Genomic DNA, 21523 nt, shown 5'->3' on the forward strand with positions numbered 1-21523 from the left:
CTCGGGGTTACACTGGCACACAGGATGACCCATCCGGTGTGAAATGGCCGTGAAATATCGGCACAGACCAGGAGATCAGAGCATGAAAATACTGGTGGTGGAAGACAGTCCCCAGGTGGCGGAGACCATCATGGACTATCTGGCGCTGGCCGGGCACAGGGTGGATTGCGCCTATCATGGCCAGGCCGCCCTGCAACTGCTGGCCCAGGAGCGCTTCGACGTCATCATCATGGACGTCATGATGCCACGCCTCGATGGCCTGCGTACCGTGGAGCGGCTGCGTGCGGACGGCATCGCGACCCCGGTGCTCTTTCTCACCGCCCGTGACAGCCTGGAGGACAAGCTGGCAGGCTTTCGGGCGGGGGGCGACGACTATCTGGTCAAGCCGTTCGCCATGGAGGAGCTGGAGGTGCGCCTGGAGGCCCTCAGCCTGCGTGGCCCCAGAGGGGACATGGGCGTCCTCGGCTTTGGCGATCTGACGGTGGATCCCGCCAGCGGCCGCGCCACCCGCGCCGGGGTGGAGCTCAAACTCGGCAAGATCCCGTTCCAGATCCTCACCCTGCTGGTGAAGCGCGCCCCCCAACTGGTGACGCGCCAGGAGGTGCTCGACACCGTCTGGGGCGACGAGGAGCCCGACTCCGACGCCCTGCGCAGCCACATCTATGCCCTGCGCAATGTACTCGACAAGCCCTTCCCCACCCCCATGCTGGAGACCCTGCACGGCCAGGGCTACCGGCTGGTGACCCCATGACGAACCCGACGCCGCCCCTTGCCTCCGGTCTGCCGAGCCTGCGCCGGCGCCTGGTGCTGGCGCTGGGAGGGGCCGGTCTGCTGCTGCTGGCGATCCTGAGCCTGCTGATGGTGGTGGCCGAGAACAAGATGGAGGAGCTGAGCCTACGCCACTGGCTGGAGGCGGAGGCAACCCGCTATGACGACGACTGGTTGCGCCTCGGGATGGCGGCCCCCGCCCCCAGCCCCCGCCAGTTCTCCAGCTACTGGACAGAGGCGGGCCGCCTGCCCGCCTGGCTCAAGGCCTACCAGAGCCCAGGCTTCTTCGAGCATCAGCTGGGCCGGGAGGACAAGCACTTCCTGGTACGCGCCCACCCCTCGGGTCAGGGGCTGCTCTATCTGGTGTTCAACGACGATGCGGACGACTACCTCGACCCTTACGAAGCCAAGCTGCATCTGGTGACCCGCCTCATCGGCCTGGCCCTGCTGCTGGCGAGCCTCGCCTTCGGCATCTGGCTGGTGCGTCACATCACCAGGCCGCTGGAGCGGCTGCGCCAGCGGGTCGCCCACCTCACCCCGGATCAGGGGGACTTCGTGCCCGATGCCCCCTGGCAGGAGCTGCGAGAGATAGAGCAGGCGCTGCTGGCGGGCAAGCACGAGGTAGCCGCCGTGTTTGCCCGTGAACAGGAGTTCAGCCGCTTTGCCAGCCACGAGCTGCGCACCCCCAACATGGTGATCCAGGGATCCGCGGCCCTGCTCGGCAAGGTGAATGACCTGCCCGCCCCGGCAGCCCGCGCCGTCAGCCGCATCCGCGCCGCCGCCGACGAGATGGCCCTGCTCACCGAAACCTTCCTGCTGCTGGGACGCAAGGAGGCCGTGGAGCGCCCGCCCCAGCAGGTGGCGCCGCTCATTCGCCGGGAGCTGACCCGCCTCGCTCCCCTGCTGCAACGGGAGACGCTGGACATTCGCCTGCAACTGGACGAGGAGAGCGAGGTGCAGGCCCCCCTCTCCCTGCTCGCCATCGCCCTCGGCAACCTCTTGAAAAACGCCCTGAGCTACGCCGAGGGCCACATCGAGATCACCCTGCATGAGCAGGTGCTCACCATCAGCAACCCCACCGCCGCCGCACCGGATCAGATCCTCGGCTACGGCTGCGGTCTCACCATCATCCAGCGCATCTGCGAGAAGCTGGGCTGGCAGATTGAGACCCATCTGGTGGAGGGGGTCTTCAGCGCCCGGCTGGTGATGATCCCCGGCGCCCCCGGGGCGGCATAGCCCCCTCATCCCCGGCCCTTCTCCCCGGCTGTTCAACACAGTGGGAGAAGGGAGACACTTCCCGGCAAGCCCGCAGCCTTCCAGCCCACCCTCCAGATAGCAACAAGGCGCCCGAGGGCGCCCTGTGTTTACCTGTCTGACACTCGTTTGGGGCTCATTCCGCCGGCTTGTGCTTGCGGCTCGCCTTGAGCTCGAGGAACTCGATGATCTTGCCCGCCACGTCCTTGCCGGAGGCAGCTTCCACCCCTTGCAGGCCGGGGGAGGAGTTCACCTCCAGCACCAGCGGGCCGCGGGCGCTACGCAGAATATCCACCCCGGCCACGTCCAGCCCCATGATCTTGGCGGCCTGCACGGCGGTGGCACGCTCTTCCGGCGTGATCTTGATGGCTTCGGCGGTGCCGCCCCGGTGCAGGTTGGAGCGAAACTCCCCCGGCTGGGCCTGGCGGCGCATGGCGGCCACCACCTTGCCGTTGACCACCAGGCAGCGGATATCGGCGCCGTTGGCCTCGCGGATGTACTCCTGCACCAGGATGTTGTTGTTGGTCTGGATAAAGGCCTCGATGACGCTCTCGGCGGCCTTCTGGGTCTCGCACAGCACCACGCCAATCCCCTGGGTGCCCTCCAGCAGCTTCACCACCAGGGGGGCGCCCCCCACCATGGTGATGAGATCCGGTACGTCGTGGGTGCTGTGGGCATAGCCGGTCACCGGCAGGCCGATGCCGTGACGGGAGAGCAGCTGCATGGCGCGCAGCTTGTCCCGGGAGCGGGAGATGGCCACCGAGCTGTTGAGGGCCATGGTACTCATCATCTCGAACTGGCGCAGCACGGCGGTGCCATAGAAGGTGATGCTGGCACCGATGCGCGGGATCACGGCGTCATAGCTCTCCAGCTCCCGTCCTTCGTAATGGATGGAGGGGCTGTGGGAGGCGATGTTCATGTAGCAGCGCAGGGTGTCGAGCACCTCGACCTGGTGCCCACGGGCCCGGGCCACCTCGACCAGACGGCGGGTGGAGTAGTTGTTGGGCTCACGGGATAAAATGGCAATATTCATGGAAATGGCAGACCTGATAATCGGACTGGAGAGTATAAGGTGCCATGAACGACTGGCAACGCCAATCCTTTCCCCTCACCATGCGCGGTTCTGCAAGAACAGGCAAAAACCGAGAGTGCCGCACTCAAGAACGGGCCATTCTGCAAGACGGCGCCAGCCACCAGCCCTCATGCCGGATGGCGCCAGCTACGTCAATGGGGGCCGCGCAGCCCTTGCTGCAACTCAAGCAGCAGGGCGACCTCCTGCAAACGGCGCGCCGTGGTGCCGGCCCAGCCTCCCAAAGGCACGGGGGCCAGCAGGGTCTGGGCGATGCAGTGGCGATAGAGAGGCCCCTCATGTTGCCAGCCCCGCATCCCGTCGACGTCGTGATGGTGCAACCACTCCAGGTTGCCGCGGCGAAGCAGCTCGATGCGCCGCCCGTCTTTGAAGTACAGGCAAAGCCCCTTCTTCTCCACCCCGGGACCTGCATACTTGTCAAGCCAGAGGGTCAGAGGCACCCCTGCCGCCTCGCCGCGCAGGCAGGCCCGCCCCTCGGCGGTCTCCAGATCCCCGCGCCGGATGGGCTGCCCCAGCCGGTCGCAGACGCCCTCCGCGATCAGGTGCAGGCGGTCGTTCCCGCCCAGGGCCACCAGCAGTTCCCGAATCATCGCCAGCAGATGGGTACCGATGTCGAGGATGACACCGTCTGGATGGCGCAGGACCCGCCGATCCGGCTCCCCGGTGGCGAAGTTGAGGGCATAGGGATGCCCCGCCTCGTCCAGGCCGCAGGGTTCCAGCAAAAAGCCCTCCACCGCGCTGATATCGGCGAGGGTGGCCAGCCCGCCCCCGGCGCCGTCTGATTCCCGAGGCTGCCAGCCTTCATCCAGTTTGCCGCTCAGCAGCAACTGCTGGACGGCATTGCGGGCCATCCAGTGATCCAGCGCCAGCACCCTGGCCGCGACCTCGGGGTCCGCCAGCAGGGCGTGCAGGCGATCGTGCTGGGCCAGGGTGGCCACCACGGGTTTCTCCACCAGGATGAGGGGAATGGCGCTGGCCAGTGCCTGTTCCAGCACGGGCAGATGCAGCAGGGAGGGCGTGGCGATCACCAGCCGATCCAGGGGTTCGGCCAGCAGAGCTTCCAGGGTCGAGGCAGACATGACGCCGGGCAGGGTGATGGCGGGATCAAAACCCCATATCTCGGGATTTTCCGCCAGTGCGGCGAGTGCAGGCAGATAGGCTGTCTGCACTACGGCCCCCAGACCGACAAATCCAATCTTCATGGCGACCTCGATATGGCGTGCGTACCCGGCGCCTGCCCCGCACCGCGTGAGGCGGGGCAGACGGGGATCAATGCAGGTTGGGCCCCAGCCAGCGTTCGGCCTCTGCCAGGGTCATCCCCTTGCGCATGGCGTAGTCTTCCACCTGATCCTGCTGGATCTGGGCCACGGCGAAATACTTGCTCTCGGGGTGGGAGAAGTACCAGCCCGACACCGCTGCCCCCGGCCACATGGCGTAGGACTCGGTGAGCTGCATGCCGATGGCCTGCTCCACGTCCAGCAGCTCCCAGATGCTCCCCTTCTCGGTGTGCTCCGGGCAGGCCGGGTAGCCCGGCGCCGGACGTATCCCCTGGTAATTTTCGCGAATCAGTTCCTCGTTGCTGAGCGCCTCGTCCGGGGCATAGCCCCAGTGCACTTTGCGCACCTGCTCGTGGAGGTATTCGGCAAAGGCCTCGGCGAGGCGATCGCACACCGCCTGGATGAGAATGGCGTTGTAGTCGTCGTGGTCCGCCTTGTAGGCCTTGGCGATGGCCTCCTCGCCGATGCCGCCGGTCACCGCGAAGGCGCCGATCCAGTCGGGCTTGCCGCTCTCTTTCGGCGCCACATAATCCGCCAGACAGTAGTTGGGGAAGCCCTGCTTCTCGCTCTGCTGGCGCAGGTGGTGCAGCACCTTGCGCACCTGGGTGCGGGTCTCGTCGGTGTAGACCTCGATGCTGTCCCCCACTGCGTTGGCGGGGAACAGGCCGACGATGCCGGCGCAGCGTACGCTCTGATCCTTCTCCAGCTGGTCCAGCATGGCGTTGGCGTCGGCGTAGAGGCGCGTCGCCTCCTCCCCCACGACGTCATCCTCCAGAATGCGGGGGAACTTGCCCGCCAGCTCCCAGCTCAGGAAAAACGGCGTCCAGTCGATGTAGGGGCGCAGCACCGAGATGGGCACGTTTTCGAAGGTCTGTACGCCGGGCTCCCGGGGCGCCGGGGGCTCATAGCCCACCCAGTCCAGCTGATGGCGGTTGGCCCGGGCATGGGCCAGGCTGACCGGCTTGGAGCGCGGCTGCTTGCGGGCATGCTGATCCCGGGCAATCTCGTACTCCTTGTCGATACGGGCCACGAAGGCGGGCTTGAGCTCCGGGCTCAGCAGGCTCTGGGCCACCCCCACGGCACGGGAGGCATTGGAGACATAGACCACGGGCTCGGAGTAGTTCTGCTCTATCTTCACCGCGGTGTGGGCCTTGGAAGTGGTGGCTCCGCCGATGAGCAGCGGCAGCTTGAACCCCTGACGCTCCATCTCTTTGGCCACGTGCACCATCTCGTCCAGGGACGGAGTGATGAGGCCCGACAGGCCGATGATGTCGGCGTTCACTTCCCGGGCCGTCTTGAGGATGGTCTCGCAGGAGACCATGACCCCGAGATCCACGATCTCGAAGTTGTTGCACTGGAGCACCACCCCGACGATGTTCTTGCCGATGTCGTGCACGTCGCCCTTGACGGTGGCCAGCACGATTTTGCCGTTGCTGGAGCCGCCGGACTTCTCCGCCTCGATGTAGGGTTGCAGGTAGGCCACCGCCCGCTTCATCACCCGGGCCGACTTCACCACCTGGGGCAGGAACATCTTGCCGGCGCCGAACAAATCGCCCACCACATTCATGCCATCCATCAGCGGCCCCTCGATGACGTGCAGCGGCTTCTCGGCCTGGGCGCGTGCCTCCTCGGTATCCTCCTCGATGAAATCAGTGATCCCCTTGACCAGGGCGTGTTCGAGCCGCTTGCCCACCGGCCAGCTGCGCCACTCCTGATCCCGCGGGTCCTCCGCCTGGGCACCCGCGCCGCGATACTTCTCTGCGATGGCCAGCAGCGCCTCGGTGGCGTTGTCGTTGAGGTTCAGCACCACCGCCTCGACCTTCTCTTTGAGCTCGGCCGGGATGTCTTCGTAGATGGCAAGCTGGCCCGCGTTGACGATCCCCATGTCCATGCCGTTCCTGATGGCGTGGTAGAGGAAGACGGCGTGGATGGCTTCGCGCACCGGCTCGTTGCCCCTAAACGAGAAGGAGACGTTGGAGACGCCGCCGGAGATCATGGCGTGGGGCAGGTGCTCCTTGATGTCCTTCACCGCCTCGATGAAGTCCACCGCGTAGTTGTTGTGCTCGTCGATGCCGGTCGCCACCGCGAAGATGTTGGGGTCGAAGATGATGTCTTCCGGCGGGAAGCCGACGCGGTCCACCAGAATGCGGTAGGCGCGCTGGCAGATCTCGAACTTGCGGGCCCGAGTATCGGCCTGGCCCACCTCGTCGAACGCCATGACGATGACGGCGGCGCCGTAGCGGCGCAGCAGTTTCGCCTGCTCGATGAATTTGTCCTCCCCCTCCTTCATGGAGATGGAGTTGACCACCGGCTTGCCCTGCACGCACTTGAGGCCCGCCTCCAACACCTCCCACTTGGAGGAGTCGATCATCACCGGCACCCGGGCGATGTCCGGTTCCCCGGCGATGAGGTTCAGGAAGCGCACCATGGCCGCCTCGGCGTCCAGCATCCCCTCATCCATGTTGATGTCGATGATCTGGGCGCCGTTCTCCACCTGCTGCTTGGCCACGTCCAGGGCCTCGTCGTAGAGCCCCTCTTTTATCAAGCGCTTGAACTTGGCCGAGCCGGTGACGTTGGTCCGCTCACCCACGTTCACGAACATGGAGTCCGCCGTGATGATGAGAGGCTCCAGGCCCGACAACCGGCAGGCCACCGGCAGCTCGGGCAGGGCGCGGGGCTTGATGCCCGCCACGGCGTCCGCCATGGCGCGGATGTGGGTCGGGGTGGTGCCGCAGCAGCCGCCCACCAGGTTGAGAAAGCCGCTCGAAGCCCACTCGCGGATATGCTCCGCCATCTCGACCGCGTCCAGATCGTACTCGCCAAACGCATTGGGCAGACCGGCGTTGGGGTGGGCGCTGACATGGGTCTCGCTGATGCGGGACAGCTCCTCCACGTACTGGCGCAGCTCGTCCGGCCCCAGCGCACAGTTGAGGCCGAACGAGACCGGTTTGACGTGGCGAAGGGAGTGGTAGAAGGCCTCGGTGGTCTGGCCCGAGAGAGTACGACCGGAGGCGTCCGTGATGGTGCCGGAGATCATCACCGGCAGGCTGTAACCCAGCTCCTCGAACACCAGGTCCACCGCGAAGGCGGCCGCCTTGGCGTTGAGGGTGTCGAAGATGGTCTCGATCAGGATGATGTCGGCACCGCCCTCGATGAGGGCGTGGGTCGATTCGGTGTAGGCGGCCACCAGCTCGTCATAGGTGACGTTGCGCTTGCCCGGATCGTTCACGTCCGGCGAGATGGAGGCGGTACGGTTGGTGGGACCCAGGACCCCCGCCACAAAGCGCGGTTTCGCCGGGTCCTTGGCGGTCCACTCGTCCGCCACGGCGCGGGCCAGGCGGGCCGCCTCCCGGTTTATCTCGGCCGAGAGCGCTTCCATCTCGTAGTCCGCCATGGCGATGCGGGTGGCGTTGAAGGTGTTGGTCTCGAGGATGTCGGCCCCGGCGGCACAATACTGGTCGTGGATCTCGCGAATAACGGCGGGACGGCTCAACACCAGCAGGTCGTTGTTGCCCTTGATGTCGGTATGCCAGTCGGCAAATCGCTCCCCCCGATAGTCCGCCTCACCGAGTTTGTAACCCTGGATCATGGTGCCCATGGCCCCGTCGATGATCAGGATCCGCTCCTTGAGACAGGCTTCCAGCCTGGTTGTGACATCCGCTTTCTTGTTCGACTCTCTGCTCGACACCGCTCGTACCCCTTACATCCATGCAACTGCGTGATGCCCATCCTAGCAGCAATCAAATTAAATGGAAATCTAGCCGTCTATCTGTCCGTGATGACGATTAAATATAACCATAAATAGGTAATGAGCATGATCTAACCCGGGAGTACCCTATGCCCGTCCTCAAGAGGGATACGTGCTTGCTGTTTACCAAAGAGAAAAATAACTATGAGCGTCTACTACACACTCTGCTTCCTGGCAGCGTTGGCGATCTTCATCGCCTTTGCCAACCAGTATGTTGTGAAGATCCAGACCACCATCGCCATCACTGCGGGCTCCATGCTGATCTCCGCGCTGCTGGTGCTGTTTGGCAAACTGGGTTGGTTCAATCTGGAGCCTCTCGCCATCAAGACCATGGAGAGCATCGACTTCCAGAACTTCCTGTTGAAGGGGATCCTGGGCTTCCTGCTGTTCGCCGGCGGGCTTGGCATCAACCTCAAGGCGTTGCGTAGCCAGAAGTGGGAAATCACCATTCTGGCCATAGCCGCCACCCTGCTCTCCACCTTCCTCATCGGCTACGGCTTCTGGTTCATCGCCAAGCTGCTGGGCTGGGACCTGCCGCTGGTCTACTGCATGCTGTTCGGCGCGCTGATCTCCCCCACTGACCCGATTGCCGTACTGGCCATCGTCAAGAAGATGAAGGCGCCACCCCAGATCGCCATCCAGATCGAAGGGGAATCCCTGTTCAACGACGGTGTCGGTCTGGTCATCTTCGCTACCGTGTTTGCCGTGGCCTTTGGCGGTGTGGAGCCCACCTTCGGCAGCGTGGCAGGTCTTTTCCTGCATGAGGCCCTCGGCGGCATCCTGTTCGGGGCCGTGCTGGGCCTCATCGCCCACGTGATGATCAGCGCCACCGACGACGGCTCCCTGGAGCTGCTGCTGACCCTCTGCATCCCGACCGCGGGCTTCGCCTTCGCCAACATGATCGGCGTCTCCGGCGCCCTGGCCATGGTGGTGACCGGCATCATGATCGGCAACTGGACCCGTCATTCCGGCTTCTCCGAGCAGAGCCAGCACCACCTGGATCACTTCTGGGAGTTGATGGATCAGTTCCTCAACGCCCTGCTGTTCCTGCTGATCGGTCTGGCACTGGTGCTGCTGGATCTGGCCTGGCGCGACTGGATCCTGCTGGTCATCGCGGTACCGCTCTGCCTGGCCGCCCGCTTCATCAGCGTCTCCCTGCCCTATGTGGCGTTCCGCAAGTTCCGCAGCTACAACACCTTCTCGGTGCGCATCCTCACCTGGGGCGGCCTGCGTGGCGGCCTGGCCATGGCCATGGCCCTGGCCCTGCCATCCGGTGTCATGATGATCCCGGAACACAACGTCGATCTGCGCCAGGTGATCCTGGTGATGACCTACTCGGTGGTGATGTTCTCCATCGTGGTACAGGGCATGACCATTACCCCCATGATCACCGCCGCCAAGAAGGCCTGTGGCGACGCCTGAGCCCGTCCCTGACCGGCAATGAAAAGGGCTCCCTCGGGAGCCCTTTTGCCGTCCCCGTGGCAGTGAAAAACAGGGAATGACAGAGTGAGCGCATAATTAGTGTTTGCTTTTTACACATTTAGAGGCGAGAATGCGCGCCGGCTAGTTAATCAGCCCTGATTATGTTCGCAATGCTTCACCTCACGATGAATCCTGCCAGTACCCGCATAACCTTCTTCTGATTTACTCGCCTTGAGAACCGTTCAGGCTGTCTGCCTGCGTTGCCCGGCTCTCACGGTGCAGACCCGATCTGCCCACTCCCAAGTAGCATCATGCATCCGCGTGGTCCTTGGCGCCTTCCTTGAAAGTGCAGACGCCCCTGAACCGGGCTGGGTATTCCTGCGCGCTCGTCCGCCATCGTGCTGACCGCGCCCATTGACCTGACATTTGCCAATACAAGGAGCAAACACTTAATTTATATAGAGAAATACCATGATGAAACACGTACAGATCCGCAAACCCCTGCGTCGCAGCAAACCCATCAACCTGCCCGTGCAAGAGCACGACGACGATGCGTTCCTGATCCAGTTCAGCACCCGCTTCAGCGGCGGCTTCGCCATCTCCTGTGATGGCATCGCCGGCGAGTTCTCCATCGAAGAGCTCAACTGATCCTGCCTGCCCAGGCAGCGCCCGATGCAGACAGGCCGCAACTCACGGCGGCCTCCTTGCCTGACGTCATAGTCTGCATGGCCCCACCACCCGAGCGATGACTAGACCCCGCAAGTCTCCTTGTCCGGCGCCTCCAGCAGCAGGCACTCCTCCTCGCCGGCTCCCAGCCTGACCCGTTTGCCCTGACTCAGCCCCAGCTTGGCGAGTAGCCGGACCGAGCGCTCATTGCCCGGGGTGACGATGGCGACCACCCGCTCGATGCCGAGCCGTTCACGGCCATCTGCCATGGCCGCCCGCGCGGCTTCGATGGCATAGCCCTGGCCGCGCCAGGCGGGCAGGAAGGCATAGCCGATGTCTTCACAGGGCAGGGTATCGCGCTTGATCAGACCGCAGATGCCGAGCCTGGCCCCGTCTTCCCGCCGCACCACCAGATAGAGTCCGTGACCGTGGCGGGCATAACTGACCGCAGGCCCCTGCTGGATGTAGTTTTCGGCATCCGCCAGGGTACGCACCCCGCGATCGCCGATGTAGCGGTGAAAATCACCATCGTTGAGCAGTTCGAGAATGAAGGGGGCATCGACAATGGTCAGTTCGCGCAGTTCCAGGCGCTCGGAGAGGATCATGACATGGGCTCGTTCGGCAGAGAGAGTGTCCAAGACTGCTCCCGCCCCGCTTCCTTGGCAAGACCCGGACGATATTTTCGCCCCCGGGAGCCGCGTCCCCGCTATACTGCCCACCCCATGGAACAGGCAGGAGAACGGCCATGACCGATACCCCCGAATTTTTTGATGAAGAGACACTGCTGGAGATGGTGGAGAATCAGCTCGCCGACGGCCATCCCCTCCAGGTGAAAGCCACCCTGATGCGCCTGGTGATGAAGGGCACCCCGCGGGAAGAGGCGCTGCAATACATCGCCTGCGCCCTGGGCGCCGAACTCATGGCCATGGAAGCCGAACAGGGCCCCTTCAACCTCGTCCGTTACGGCGAGTTCCTCGACAGCCTGCCCGAGATGCCCTGGGCCGAATGACCCGGGCCGATTAGGCAAGCCCCGGCGCCAGCCATTATCATTACCGCCACCACCAATGACGGGAGTATGGGGATATGCGCTGGCAAGATCGCCGTGAGAGCAACAATGTGGAAGACCGACGCCAGCAAGGCGGCAACGGGGGCGGCGGCCTGCCCATCGGTGGCAAGGGGCGCCTGATCCTGCTGGTGGTGGTCATGGTGGCGGGGTACTACGGCGTGGACCTCGGCCCCCTGCTGCAGGATCCGGCCCCGCAGAGCCAGCCCCAGCGTCAGAACTCGTCCCAGGCTGCAAACGATCCCCTCGCCCGCTTCACCTCGGTGATGCTCGCCTCCACGGAGGACGCCTGGGACGAGATGTTCCAGCAAAGCGGCAACCACTATCAGGCCCCCAGACTGGTGCTCTATCGCGGTGCGACCCGCACCGGCTGCGGCCAGGGGCAGTCGGTGATGGGGCCCTTCTACTGTCCGGCCGACAGCACCGTCTACATCGATCTCTCCTTCTATCAGGACATGCGCGACAAGCTGGGGGCCGACGGCGACTTCGCCCAGGGCTATGTGATCGCCCACGAGGTGGGCCACCACGTGCAGAACCTGCTCGGCATCTCCACCAAGGTGCGCCAGCAGCAACAGGGGCTGAGCCAGGTCGCCCAGAACCGGTTGTCGGTCAAGCTCGAACTCCAGGCGGACTGCTTCGCCGGGGTCTGGGGCCACTACATGGAAAAAGAGCAGGTGCTGGAGCGCGGCGATCTGGAAGAGGCGCTCAATGCCGCCCAGGCCATCGGCGACGACAGGTTGCAGCAGCAAGGTCAGGGCCGGGTCGTTCCCGACAGCTTCACCCACGGTACCTCGGCCCAGCGCCTCGCCTGGTTCAAACGCGGTTTTGACAGCGGCAAGCCCGCCACTTGCGACACCTTCGCCGCCCGCTAGACGCCCAAAAGAAGGGCCGGATCCTGACAGGATCCGGCCCTTTTTCCATTCATGGGAATCTCAGTACAGGGAGTTGACGCTCACCTCCTCCTCCGATGCGGCAGCGGCAAGTAGGTGGAGTTGGCCGAACGGCCGGTGACGAAGTAGATGTGATCGCCGCGCGGGAAGTGCATGGCGATGAGCGCCTTGCCCACCTCTTTCGGCACGCTGAACGCGTCCCAGCCGTTGCTCATCTTCTCCCAGAAGGCCGGATTCTTCAGGCAGCTCTCACCATTGGGGGAGAACGCCAGCTTGCCGCGGTAGCACCCCGGGCTGGAGAAGAACAGGGTGTCATCGATGTCAAAACCCACCGCCATCGGCGGCAGCCCATCCAGGCTCCTGGCAATCTGCATCACCGACACCCAGTGAAGGGGGGCCTGCTGGGCCAGACTCACCGCAATGACACCGGCGGGGCTGGTCGGGATTTCAACTGCCACGGCGGGCAGGGTCAGGCTGGCGGCAACCAGGGCAAAGCGGGGCGATAAGGACATTAGTCCCGATATAAGGTGTTCATGACGAACTCCCCAGGCCCAAGACCCATCCGCCAGCAGGCTCTTTCGGCACTTCTTGTCCCCCGCTCTCGCCCCGGTGGGCTATAACTGCTGTACGCCTTCTAATGGCATTCAAATCAATTGCACCATTTACCGGAGATGCCATGGACGTGCACACCGCAGCTGCCCATTCGAATACTGTCACTCCCGCTTCATCCCAGGCCAGACTGGAGGCCGTCGACCAGCTGATGGCCCGGCTCGAGATCGCGCCAGACGGATTGATTCTGGATGCCAACCCCCGCTTTCTCGCCATCATGGGATACCAGCTGGCCGAGCTCAAGGGTCAGCACTACAGCATGTTGTTCCCCTCGGAGGCAGAAGAATCCGCCGACGAAGCCGCCCGTTGGCAGGCGCTGCGAACGGGGCAGGCACAGGAGGGAGAGTTTCGCCGCCGGGATCGGCAGGGGCGGGACATATGGCTGCGAGGCAGTTGCAGCCCCCTGCTGGACGAACAGGGCGCGCTGGTTCAGGTCATCGAATACACCATGGACCTGACCGAACAGAAACAACTGAACGCCAACTTCGAGGGGCAGCTCAACGCCCTGAGCCGGGTCATGGGCAAGGTGGAGTTTTCACTGGATGGCATCATTCTCGATGCCAATGCCCGCTTCCTGGAGACAGTGGGCTATCAGCTGGAAGAGCTGAAGGGCCAGCACCACAGGCTGCTGGTCGATCCCGACTACGCCCAGTCGACCGACTATCGCACCTTCTGGGAAACCCTGCGCCGGGGTGAATTCCTGGCGGGAGAGTTCTGCCGAATCGGCAAACAGGGTGAAGAGATCTGGATCCAGGGCTCCTACAACCCGGTGCTGGATCTCACCGGCAAGCCCAGCAAGATCGTCAAGTTTGCCACCGACATCACAGCCCAAGTAGAACAGCATCACCAGCTCAAGCGCGCCATGGAGGAGGCGGAAGAGGCCGCCAGGGTGCGCGAGGAGCTGCACAAGTCGCTGCAGGAGATGTCGACCCCGGTCACCCCCATCTGGGACGGGATCCTGCTGCTGCCACTGGTGGGGATCATCGACTCCATGCGTACCGCCGACGTGATGAACAAGTCGCTCACCAAGATTGCCGAGACCCGGGCCCGGGTCTTCGTACTGGACATCGCCGGGGTCGCCACCGTGGATACCGGCGTCGCCAACCAGCTGATCAAGATCACCAAGGCGACCCAGTTCATGGGGTGCGAGGCCATCATCTCCGGCGTCTCGCCGGCCATCGCCCGCACCATGGTGGAGCTGGGGGTCTCTGTCGGCGACATCCGCACCACGGCGACCCTGCGGGATGCCTTCGAGATAGCCCTCAAGCGGGTCGGATCCACCCTCTAGGCCTCTAGGAGAGATGCATGCTGCTCAACAATGATCTGGGCATCGCCGACGTGGCCGACTGCATCGTGGTCAGCATGCGCCCCGACCTCGGTGACGAGGGCATGCAGCAACTGATGCAGGCCCTCTCCCAGCGGCTGATGCTGGGCCGCCAGCACGCGGTACTGCTCGACTTCTCCGGGGTCATGCTGCTCGATCACCACGAATTCAGGCAGGTACGCAAACTGGCCGAGGTGTGCCGCCTGCTCGGTGCCGTCTGCCTGCTGGTTGGGCTCAATGCAGGGATCGCCGCCTTCCTGGCGCTGGCCGATGCAGAGCCCGGGCCGCTGCGCTGCTTTCTCGACATGGATGATGCCTTCGCCCATGTTCGCAGGACGCTCAAGGATGAGGAGTAGCGCATCATGCAGTTGGAACAGAGCCTTCAAGAAGCCAGCTACCCGCTGCGCCACGACATCGACCTGCACCTGACGGTGATGGCGGTACGCCGCCTCCCCTTCATCGCCAACCTGTCCGAGGTGGACCGTGCCATGCTCTCCACCGTGGTCTCCGAGCTTGGCAGCAACATCCTGAAATACGCCGAGCGGGGGGAGATCACCCTCACCCTCCACCATCCCAGCGGGCGTCCCTGCATCGACATCATCGCCCGCGATCAGGGACCCGGCATTGGGGATGTGCATCAGGCCATGCAGGACCACTACAGCACCTCGGGCACCCTGGGGCTAGGCCTGCCCGGCGTGCGCCGCATGATGTCGGAACTCACCATCAGCACCCCGCCGGAAGGGGGAACTCTGGTACAGGCCCGCAAGTGGCTGGGCGCGGCCCCTCTGGCATCCAGGCCAATCGCTCCCCTAGCCTGCACAGGCCAGCTGCACGCCGGCCTGCAACTGGCATGGGCCAGCGAGAACCGCCCCTGCTATCCGGAACGGGTCTCCGGTGATCTGGCCTTCATCCGACTGGGGCCGGAGGGGGTATCGCTGATCCTGATCGACGTGAGCGGCCACGGTGCCTCGGCCAACAAGCTGGTACAGGTGCTGGAGGCAGCGCTGCAGCAAACCCGCGAGCAGGAACCGGCCCGCCTGTTGCAACTGCTGCACCAGCACTGCATCGGTACCCGGGGCGCCGCCGCCGGCGTGGCCCTGGTCAACGGCGAACGGGGTGAGCTGAGCTATGCCGGCATCGGCAATACCCGCATCTGCCTGCGCGGCCACGAACCCTGGCGCGGCATCTCCCGCGACGGGGTGCTTGGGGAACGTTTCCCCACCCCTTTGCTGCAGCGCCAGCCGCTCGTCGCGGGGGACGTGGTGATGCTCTATTCGGACGGTATCAGCGAATCCCTCAACCTGCGCGACGGTGCGCTGGATCTGGCCGCCGAGCCCGCCCAGCTGGCACGCCAGGTGATCGCCCACAGTGGCCGCAGCACCGACGATGCCAGCTGCATCGTGCTGCGCGTGCTGGCAGGAAAGGAGGACTAGATGCGGCAACTGATCGGCGAAACCCTGCTGTCAGGCCCGGCGGCGGCACTCACCGCCCGGCGCAAGGTGATCCAGGTACTCACCTGCCTCGACGGAAGCCCCACCTTCGTGGCACCGCTGGCGGGCGCCACCTCCGAGCTGGTACGCCAGCTGGTGGCGAACACAGAGCCGCTGCAACTGCAGTTGTGGCTGGAGCCTAGCACACAGGAGTTATGGCTCTCGCTCTCGGCTGACGCCCCCATCCCCCCCGAGCCGGACGGCCGCCATTCATGTGGCATCCGATTGGTCGCGCACACGGACAACGCCATCGCCCTGGTCTACCGCCTGCCCCGCTGGCCCGATGAACTGCTGCTGCAACAGATGCAGCAGCAGTTCGCAGAACCGACCCGGGATGAGCTGTTTGCGGTGATGCAGGCCAAGAACCAGGAGCTGGAAGTGGCCTATGAGCTGGCGGAGGGCGCAACCCGGGCCAAGAGCGATTTTCTCGCCAACATGAGCCACGAGATCCGCACCCCCATGAACGCCATCCTCGGCATGTCCCATCTCGCCCTGCAGACCCGGCTCGATCCGCAGCAGTTCGACTATGTCAGCAAGATCCAGCGTTCGGCCCAGCATCTGCTCGGCATCATCAACGACATCCTCGACTTCTCCAAGATCGAGGCCGGCAAGCTGGATCTGGAGCGGATCGAATTCGATCTCGACCATGTACTGGAGAATCTGGCCACCCTGGTGGGCGAAAAGGCGGAAGCCAAGGGCATAGAGTTGCTGTTCGAGGTCGATCACCAGCTCGACACCCTGCTCTATGGCGATCCCCTTCGCCTCGGCCAGATCCTGATCAACTACGCCAACAACGCGGTCAAGTTCACCGAGCAGGGGGAGATCCTGGTCAAGGTCAGCTGCCTGGAGAAACAGCCCCAGGAGGTGTTGCTGCACTGCTCGGTACAGGACACCGGGATCGGCATGAGCCAGGAGCAGCAACAGCGGCTGTTCCAGTCATTCCAACAGGCGGACAGCTCCACCACCCGCAAGTACGGCGGCACCGGCCTCGGCCTCGCCATCTCCCGCAAACTGGCCGAGCTGATGGGTGGCGAGGTGGGGGTACAGAGCGAACCAGGCCAGGGCAGCACCTTCTGGTTTACCGCCCGACTCGGTAGGGGCAGGCGCAGATCCCGCTATCTGCCGAGCCTGGATCTGCGCGGGCGCCGCATGCTGGTGGCCGACGACAGTGCCAGCGCCCGCACCATCATGGCCGCCCTGCTGCGCAGCATGAGCTTTGTGGTGGACACCGCCGAGTCGGGCCAGCAGGCACTGCAGATGATCGGCGGCGCCGAGCAGGAGGGACAGCCTTACGAAGTGGTATTGCTGGACTGGCACATGCCGGGGCTGGATGGCATCGAGACCGGTCGCCGCCTCATCGCCCGCGGCATGGGCCCGCGTCCCTATCGGGTCATGGTGACCGGCTACGGACGGGAAGAGGTCTTTCGCCAGGCCGATGCCGCCGGCTTTGATCGGGTGCTGGTCAAGCCCGTATGCGCCTCCGTGCTGTTCGATACCGTCATCGGCCTGTTTGGCCAGCAAACCAGTTCACTCACCTTCAAACCACCGCAGGTGACCCATCGCTACCGCTTCGACGGACTCAGGATCCTGCTGGCGGAAGACAACGAGCTCAATCAGCAAGTCGCGCTGGAGCTGCTGCGGGCGGTCGGTGCCGATGTCAGCATCGCCGGCAATGGTGCCATCGCGCTGGAGATGGTGGCCCAGACCCACTACGACCTGATCCTGATGGACATGCAGATGCCGGTGATGGATGGCCTGGCCGCCACCCGGCTGTTGCGCGAGCGGGAAGGCATCGGGCAACACACCCCGATCCTGGCGATGACGGCCAACGTCATGGCCGGTGACCGCGAACGCTGCCTCGCTGCCGGGATGGACGATCACATTGCCAAGCCCATCGACCCCGACAGGCTGTATGCGGCCCTGCAGCGCTGGGCAACCTCCTTCAGCCGCGAGGTCAACAGCACGCTCACTGCCTCACACGCATCACCCGCCACCGCCTTGCTGCCACAGCTGCAGGCGATCGGGCTCAACGCCGAGCCAGCCCTGCAACGATTGATGCATAACTGGGAGTGGTATCGGGATCTGCTGCAACGTTTCGCCCGCCAGGGGAGTCAGCCGATGGAAACCCTGCTGGCCGCCCTGCAGGCGAATGACCGGGAAGAAGCGCATCGACAGGCCCATACCCTCAAGGGCATAGCCGCAACGCTGGGGGCCGGGTCGCTGCAGGATGTCTCGGCCCGGCTGGAGAGCGCCCTCGCCCGGGGAGACGATGCCACCAGCCTGCTGCCGCTGGCCGAGCTGGGGCTGCAACAGCAGCAGCAACTGGCCGCCAGCCTGCTGACACTGCTGCCGGCCCCTGCCACCCCCGGCTTGCCGGAGGCTACCCCCGCCGAGCTGGCCCCCCTGCTGCACCAGCTGACCGGGCTGCTGCTGGAAGACGATGCGGAAGCCTTCATCCTGTTCCAGCGCAATCAGGCCAGGCTCGCTCCCCTGCTGGGCGAGGCAGCACCGGCCATGCACGATGCCATGACCCGTTTTCGCTTCGCCGATGCCCTGGCATATCTGCAACAAGTCCGGGCCCTCAGACCCGATCTGTTCAACCAAGAGTGAGGCGCCATCATGCTCAACTTGCTGGATCCCGATACCAAACCCACCCTGCTGGTGGTCGATGACACACCGGAGAACCTCTCCCTGCTCAGCGCCCTGCTCAGCCCCCATTACCGGGTCAAGGTCGCCATCAGCGGCCAGCGGGCGCTGGAGATCCTCTCGGCCGGCACCCGGGTGGATCTGATCCTGCTCGACGTGGTGATGCCCCAGATGGACGGCTATCAGGTGATGCAGGCGCTGCAGGAGATGCCGCAGGTGCGGGAGATCCCGGTGATCTTCCTGACCGCCAAGGTGGAGGAGAGTGCGGAGGCGCACGGCCTGGCGCTGGGGGCCGTCGACTACATCCACAAGCCGATCACCCCCGCCATCGTGCTGGCCCGGGTCAGAAACCACCTGGAGCTGAAAGCGGCGCGGGATCTGCTGCACGACCAGAACGCCTTTCTGGAGCAGGAGGTGGAGCGGCGCACCCGGGAGAACGAACTGATCCAGAACATCACCATCCACTCCCTCGCCTCTCTTGCCGAAACCCGCGACAACGAGACCGGCAACCATATCCTGCGCACCCAGCACTATGTGCGGCTGCTGGCGGAGACCCTCTGCGAGCATCCCCGCTTTCGTGCAGAGCTGACCCCCAAGACCATCGATCTGCTGTTCAAATCGGCCCCGCTGCACGACATCGGCAAGGTCGGCGTGCCAGACCGGATCCTGCTCAAGCCTGGCAAGCTGGATGCGGACGAGTTTGCCCAGATGAAGCACCACTCCATTCTCGGCAAGGAGGCCATCGTCCATGCCGAGGAAGCGCTGGGGGTAGAGGTGGAATTTCTGCGACTGGCCAAGGAGATCGCCTGCTACCACCACGAAAAGTGGGACGGCACCGGCTATCCCTATGGCCTGCACGGTGACGAGATCCCGCTCTCGGCCCGCTTGATGGCGCTGGCCGACGTGTACGACGCCCTCATCAGCAAGCGCTGCTACAAGGCTGCCATGTCCCACCAGGAGGTGGTGCCGATCATACTGGCGGGACGAGGCAATCACTTCGACCCCGACATCACGGACGCCTTTGCCCGCATCCACCAGCAGTTCCACGAGATCGCCCTGCGTTACAACGACGACAAGGGCGAGCGGGAGTCCAATCGCGACTAGGCGGTGGCGGGCAGCAGATCGGTGAAGACGAAGCCGTCCCGCAGCACCGTCTCCCCCACCCGGATGGGCAAGGGATGCAGGAACATGGGGCCGTCCCAGGCCAGGGTGTGGAACTCCCCGTTCTCGCCGCAGAGATCCACCCCGGCGGGCAGGGCAGCCAGCAAGGCCGGGCCGAATTCATGACCACCTAACCCGGCGTCCAGCTTGCCCGGATCCAGGGTACAGACCCTGGCCTTGAGCCCGGCGTCGATCATCGCCTGCGCCAGCTCGGTCGTGTCGCTGCCCCAGAGCGGGAAGAGCGGCGTGATGCCGGTCCCCGCCAGTTGCCGCTCCCGATAGGCGCGCACATCCTCAAGAAAGAGATCCCCGAACGCCATGTGGTAAATGTCCTTGGCCTGCACATCGGCGATGAAGCCCGTCATGATGCGCCCATACTCCTCGTTGCTGCAGGGCCAGGGCAGGTCGATGGTGGCCAGCGGCAAGCCCACACACTCAGCCTGTGCCAGCAGCAACTGCTTGCGCACCCCGTGCATGGCCACCCGCTCGAACGCCTGGTTGAGGGTGGTGAACAGCCCCACCACCTCGATGGCCGGATCCTGGCGCAGGCGATGCAAGGCCCAGGCGCTGTCTTTTCCGCTGCTCCAGGAGAGCAGTACCTTTTTCTTCGTCATGATCTCTCCAGCTTCTTGCCGCACCGTGCTGCAAGACAGTGTTGCGAATTGTGCGATTTACATTGCGGGACACAAAAGCATACCCTCGTGGGTGAGCGTATCCCCGCAGCACACCGGGGAGAATAACTAAAAAAACGATGGGAAACATAAGGATATGAGTAAAGTCAGCACATCGCACGACCACGGTCGCCCCCTCAATCGACAGGATTACAAGACCCTGAGCCTGGCGGCGCTGGGCGGCGCCCTCGAATTCTACGACTTCATCATCTTCGTCTTCTTCGCCGTGGTCATCGGCGAGCTCTTCTTCCCGGCCGACATTCCCGAGTGGCTGCGCCAGTTCCAGACCTTCGGCATCTTCGCCGCCGGCTACCTGGCCCGCCCCCTGGGGGGCATCATCATGGCCCACTTTGGCGATCTCATCGGCCGCAAGCGGATGTTCACCCTCAGCATCATCCTGATGGCCTTGCCGACCTTGCTGATCGGCCTGCTGCCCACCTACGCCGTGCTCGGCATCGCCGCCCCCCTCCTGCTACTGCTGCTGCGGATCCTGCAAGGGGCCGCCATCGGCGGGGAAGTCCCCGGAGCCTGGGTCTTCGTGGCCGAACACGTGCCCGCCCGCCGGGTCGGTGTCGCCTGCGGTACCCTCACCGCAGGGCTGACCGCCGGCATCCTGCTCGGCTCCCTGGTGGCCACCGCCATCAACCGTGGCATGAGCCCGGGCGATGTGAGCGACTGGGGCTGGCGTCTGGCCTTCGTGCTCGGCGGCGTGTTCGGCATCGTCGCCATGTACCTGCGCCGCTGGCTGCACGAGACTCCGGTCTTCGCAGAGATGCAGGCCAACAAGTCCCTGGCCGAGGAGCTGCCCCTCAAGACGGTGCTGCGTGAACACAAGGGCAGCGTCGTCGTCTCCATGCTGCTGACCTGGCTGCTCTCCGCCGGCATCGTGGTGGTGATCCTGATGACCCCGACCTATCTGCAGAAGGTCCACGGCATCAGCCCGGCCGATGCCCTGACCGCCAACTCCCTGGCCATCGTCGCCCTCACCCTGGGCTGCATCGTCTATGGCCGCCTGATCGATGCCATCGGCAGCGGTCCTACCTTCATCCTGGGCTCCCTGCTGCTGGCCGGCGCCACTTATACCTTCTACCACAGCCTGGCGGCGGGCACGGATCAGCTGGTGCCCCTCTACATGCTGGCGGGCTTTGCGGTGGGGATCGTCGGCGCCGTGCCCTACGTCATGGTCAATGCCTTCCCGCCGGTGGTGCGCTTCTCCGGGCTGTCGTTCTCCTACAACGTGGCCTACGCCATCTTCGGCGGCCTCACCCCCATGCTGGTCACCCTCTGGATGAAGGAGGACGTGCTGGCCCCCTCCCACTATGTGGTCAGCCTGGCCGCCCTCGGTTTCGTGCTCGGCATCTGGCTCTGGCTGCGCCAGCGCGGCCAACGCCAGGCCACCCCGCAGGCCGCCTGATCCTTCCCAAGCAAGCCCCGCACTGTCGGG

At 64.5% G+C, this 21523-nt stretch carries 18 protein-coding genes; 12 read left to right on the forward strand and 6 right to left on the reverse strand.

Annotated elements, in window-relative coordinates:
* Nucleotides 1–82 precede the first annotated feature (82 nt).
* Together AB5Y59_RS10595 and AB5Y59_RS10600 are read left to right on the forward strand one after the other, a co-directional pair.
* Nucleotides 83–751 carry a response regulator transcription factor gene (locus AB5Y59_RS10595; RefSeq protein WP_042864554.1) on the forward strand — a complete coding sequence of 223 codons (669 nt, stop codon included), beginning with the start codon at nt 83–85 and terminating at the stop codon, nt 749–751.
* Nucleotides 748–2004, forward strand: coding sequence for a sensor histidine kinase (locus tag AB5Y59_RS10600; protein WP_368211954.1), 1257 nt, complete (start codon nt 748–750; stop codon nt 2002–2004). Before AB5Y59_RS10595 ends, AB5Y59_RS10600 begins: the two co-directional genes overlap by 4 nt.
* Before the next feature lie 154 nt (nt 2005–2158).
* On the opposite strand, the gene rimK is transcribed toward AB5Y59_RS10600, so the two are convergent.
* The 3 genes from rimK to metH all read right to left on the reverse strand — a co-directional run bounded on the left by rimK (nt 2159) and on the right by metH (nt 8077).
* Nucleotides 2159–3055 (reverse strand): 30S ribosomal protein S6--L-glutamate ligase, encoded by an 897-nt coding sequence (rimK, locus tag AB5Y59_RS10605; protein ID WP_010672657.1) that lies wholly within the window; start codon nt 3053–3055, stop codon nt 2159–2161.
* 191 nt (nt 3056–3246) lie between these two features.
* Nucleotides 3247–4314: a Gfo/Idh/MocA family oxidoreductase gene (locus AB5Y59_RS10610; protein WP_368211955.1), complete on the reverse strand. Its 1068-nt coding sequence runs from the start codon at nt 4312–4314 to the stop codon at nt 3247–3249.
* A gap of 67 nt (nt 4315–4381) precedes the next feature.
* A complete protein-coding gene (metH, locus tag AB5Y59_RS10615) occupies nt 4382–8077 on the reverse strand; it encodes a methionine synthase (protein ID WP_368211956.1) in 3696 nt (1231 codons plus the stop codon).
* A gap of 204 nt (nt 8078–8281) precedes the next feature.
* Here metH and AB5Y59_RS10620 point away from each other — a divergent pair, with 204 nt between their 5' ends.
* Together AB5Y59_RS10620 and AB5Y59_RS10625 are read left to right on the forward strand one after the other, a co-directional pair.
* Nucleotides 8282–9559, forward strand: coding sequence for a sodium:proton antiporter (locus AB5Y59_RS10620; protein WP_042880492.1), 1278 nt, complete (start codon nt 8282–8284; stop codon nt 9557–9559).
* A 471-nt stretch (nt 9560–10030) separates the two neighbouring features.
* Complete coding sequence (locus tag AB5Y59_RS10625) at nt 10031–10207, forward strand: hypothetical protein (protein WP_010672653.1); 177 nt, start codon at nt 10031–10033, stop codon at nt 10205–10207.
* Between the two features lie 101 nt (nt 10208–10308).
* Here the strand turns inward: AB5Y59_RS10625 and AB5Y59_RS10630 are convergent, their stop codons facing one another.
* Nucleotides 10309–10830 (reverse strand): GNAT family N-acetyltransferase, encoded by a 522-nt coding sequence (locus AB5Y59_RS10630; protein WP_010672652.1) that lies wholly within the window; start codon nt 10828–10830, stop codon nt 10309–10311.
* A gap of 140 nt (nt 10831–10970) precedes the next feature.
* Here AB5Y59_RS10630 and AB5Y59_RS10635 point away from each other — a divergent pair, with 140 nt between their 5' ends.
* Together AB5Y59_RS10635 and AB5Y59_RS10640 are read left to right on the forward strand one after the other, a co-directional pair.
* Nucleotides 10971–11234: a hypothetical protein gene (locus AB5Y59_RS10635; RefSeq protein WP_039040440.1), complete on the forward strand. Its 264-nt coding sequence runs from the start codon at nt 10971–10973 to the stop codon at nt 11232–11234.
* Nucleotides 11235–11308: 74 nt separating this feature from the next.
* On the forward strand, nt 11309–12160 hold the full coding sequence (locus AB5Y59_RS10640) for a neutral zinc metallopeptidase (protein ID WP_368211957.1): 852 nt from the start codon (nt 11309–11311) through the stop codon (nt 12158–12160).
* An 80-nt stretch (nt 12161–12240) separates the two neighbouring features.
* Here AB5Y59_RS10640 and AB5Y59_RS10645 read toward each other — a convergent pair whose 3' ends face one another.
* A complete protein-coding gene (locus tag AB5Y59_RS10645; protein ID WP_368211958.1) occupies nt 12241–12690 on the reverse strand; it encodes an HAD family acid phosphatase in 450 nt (149 codons plus the stop codon).
* 164 nt (nt 12691–12854) lie between these two features.
* Here AB5Y59_RS10645 and AB5Y59_RS10650 point away from each other — a divergent pair, with 164 nt between their 5' ends.
* Genes AB5Y59_RS10650 through AB5Y59_RS10670 form a run of 5 tightly spaced genes read left to right on the forward strand, consistent with a single transcriptional unit; the run spans nt 12855 to nt 19351 of the window.
* Nucleotides 12855–14075, forward strand: coding sequence for a PAS domain S-box protein (locus tag AB5Y59_RS10650; protein ID WP_368211959.1), 1221 nt, complete (start codon nt 12855–12857; stop codon nt 14073–14075).
* 17 nt (nt 14076–14092) lie between these two features.
* Nucleotides 14093–14467: an anti-anti-sigma regulatory factor gene (locus AB5Y59_RS10655; RefSeq protein ID WP_043154645.1), complete on the forward strand. Its 375-nt coding sequence runs from the start codon at nt 14093–14095 to the stop codon at nt 14465–14467.
* A 6-nt stretch (nt 14468–14473) separates the two neighbouring features.
* Nucleotides 14474–15544 (forward strand): SpoIIE family protein phosphatase, encoded by a 1071-nt coding sequence (locus AB5Y59_RS10660; RefSeq protein ID WP_368211960.1) that lies wholly within the window; start codon nt 14474–14476, stop codon nt 15542–15544.
* Nucleotides 15545–18211 (forward strand): response regulator, encoded by a 2667-nt coding sequence (locus tag AB5Y59_RS10665; RefSeq protein ID WP_368211961.1) that lies wholly within the window; start codon nt 15545–15547, stop codon nt 18209–18211. It begins immediately after the preceding gene.
* Nucleotides 18212–18220: 9 nt separating this feature from the next.
* Nucleotides 18221–19351: an HD-GYP domain-containing protein gene (locus AB5Y59_RS10670; protein ID WP_202043019.1), complete on the forward strand. Its 1131-nt coding sequence runs from the start codon at nt 18221–18223 to the stop codon at nt 19349–19351.
* Here AB5Y59_RS10670 and AB5Y59_RS10675 read toward each other — a convergent pair.
* Nucleotides 19348–20022, reverse strand: coding sequence for an ATP-binding protein (locus AB5Y59_RS10675; protein WP_368211962.1), 675 nt, complete (start codon nt 20020–20022; stop codon nt 19348–19350). The genes AB5Y59_RS10670 and AB5Y59_RS10675 overlap by 4 nt on opposite strands.
* A 154-nt stretch (nt 20023–20176) precedes the next feature.
* Here AB5Y59_RS10675 and AB5Y59_RS10680 point away from each other — a divergent pair, with 154 nt between their 5' ends.
* On the forward strand, nt 20177–21493 hold the full coding sequence (locus AB5Y59_RS10680; RefSeq protein WP_039040437.1) for an MFS transporter: 1317 nt from the start codon (nt 20177–20179) through the stop codon (nt 21491–21493).
* Nucleotides 21494–21523: the final 30 nt, after the last annotated feature.

The sequence above is a fragment of the Aeromonas sp. s10 genome, from assembly GCF_040907975.1.
Classification (GTDB): Bacteria; Pseudomonadota; Gammaproteobacteria; order Enterobacterales; family Aeromonadaceae; genus Aeromonas; species Aeromonas caviae.

Coding starts and splice junctions, on each gene's coding strand:
- AB5Y59_RS10595 (WP_042864554.1), top strand. CDS start 83: ATGAAAATACTGGTGGTGGAAGACAGTCCCCAGGTGGCGGAGACCATC.
- AB5Y59_RS10600 (WP_368211954.1), top strand. CDS start 748: ATGACGAACCCGACGCCGCCCCTTGCCTCCGGTCTGCCGAGCCTGCGC.
- rimK (WP_010672657.1), bottom strand. CDS start 3,055: ATGAATATTGCCATTTTATCCCGTGAGCCCAACAACTACTCCACCCGC.
- AB5Y59_RS10610 (WP_368211955.1), bottom strand. CDS start 4,314: ATGAAGATTGGATTTGTCGGTCTGGGGGCCGTAGTGCAGACAGCCTAT.
- AB5Y59_RS10620 (WP_042880492.1), top strand. CDS start 8,282: ATGAGCGTCTACTACACACTCTGCTTCCTGGCAGCGTTGGCGATCTTC.
- AB5Y59_RS10625 (WP_010672653.1), top strand. CDS start 10,031: ATGATGAAACACGTACAGATCCGCAAACCCCTGCGTCGCAGCAAACCC.
- AB5Y59_RS10630 (WP_010672652.1), bottom strand. CDS start 10,830: ATGATCCTCTCCGAGCGCCTGGAACTGCGCGAACTGACCATTGTCGAT.
- AB5Y59_RS10635 (WP_039040440.1), top strand. CDS start 10,971: ATGACCGATACCCCCGAATTTTTTGATGAAGAGACACTGCTGGAGATG.
- AB5Y59_RS10640 (WP_368211957.1), top strand. CDS start 11,309: ATGCGCTGGCAAGATCGCCGTGAGAGCAACAATGTGGAAGACCGACGC.
- AB5Y59_RS10645 (WP_368211958.1), bottom strand. CDS start 12,690: ATGTCCTTATCGCCCCGCTTTGCCCTGGTTGCCGCCAGCCTGACCCTG.
- AB5Y59_RS10650 (WP_368211959.1), top strand. CDS start 12,855: ATGGACGTGCACACCGCAGCTGCCCATTCGAATACTGTCACTCCCGCT.
- AB5Y59_RS10655 (WP_043154645.1), top strand. CDS start 14,093: ATGCTGCTCAACAATGATCTGGGCATCGCCGACGTGGCCGACTGCATC.
- AB5Y59_RS10660 (WP_368211960.1), top strand. CDS start 14,474: ATGCAGTTGGAACAGAGCCTTCAAGAAGCCAGCTACCCGCTGCGCCAC.
- AB5Y59_RS10665 (WP_368211961.1), top strand. CDS start 15,545: ATGCGGCAACTGATCGGCGAAACCCTGCTGTCAGGCCCGGCGGCGGCA.
- AB5Y59_RS10670 (WP_202043019.1), top strand. CDS start 18,221: ATGCTCAACTTGCTGGATCCCGATACCAAACCCACCCTGCTGGTGGTC.
- AB5Y59_RS10675 (WP_368211962.1), bottom strand. CDS start 20,022: ATGACGAAGAAAAAGGTACTGCTCTCCTGGAGCAGCGGAAAAGACAGC.
- AB5Y59_RS10680 (WP_039040437.1), top strand. CDS start 20,177: ATGAGTAAAGTCAGCACATCGCACGACCACGGTCGCCCCCTCAATCGA.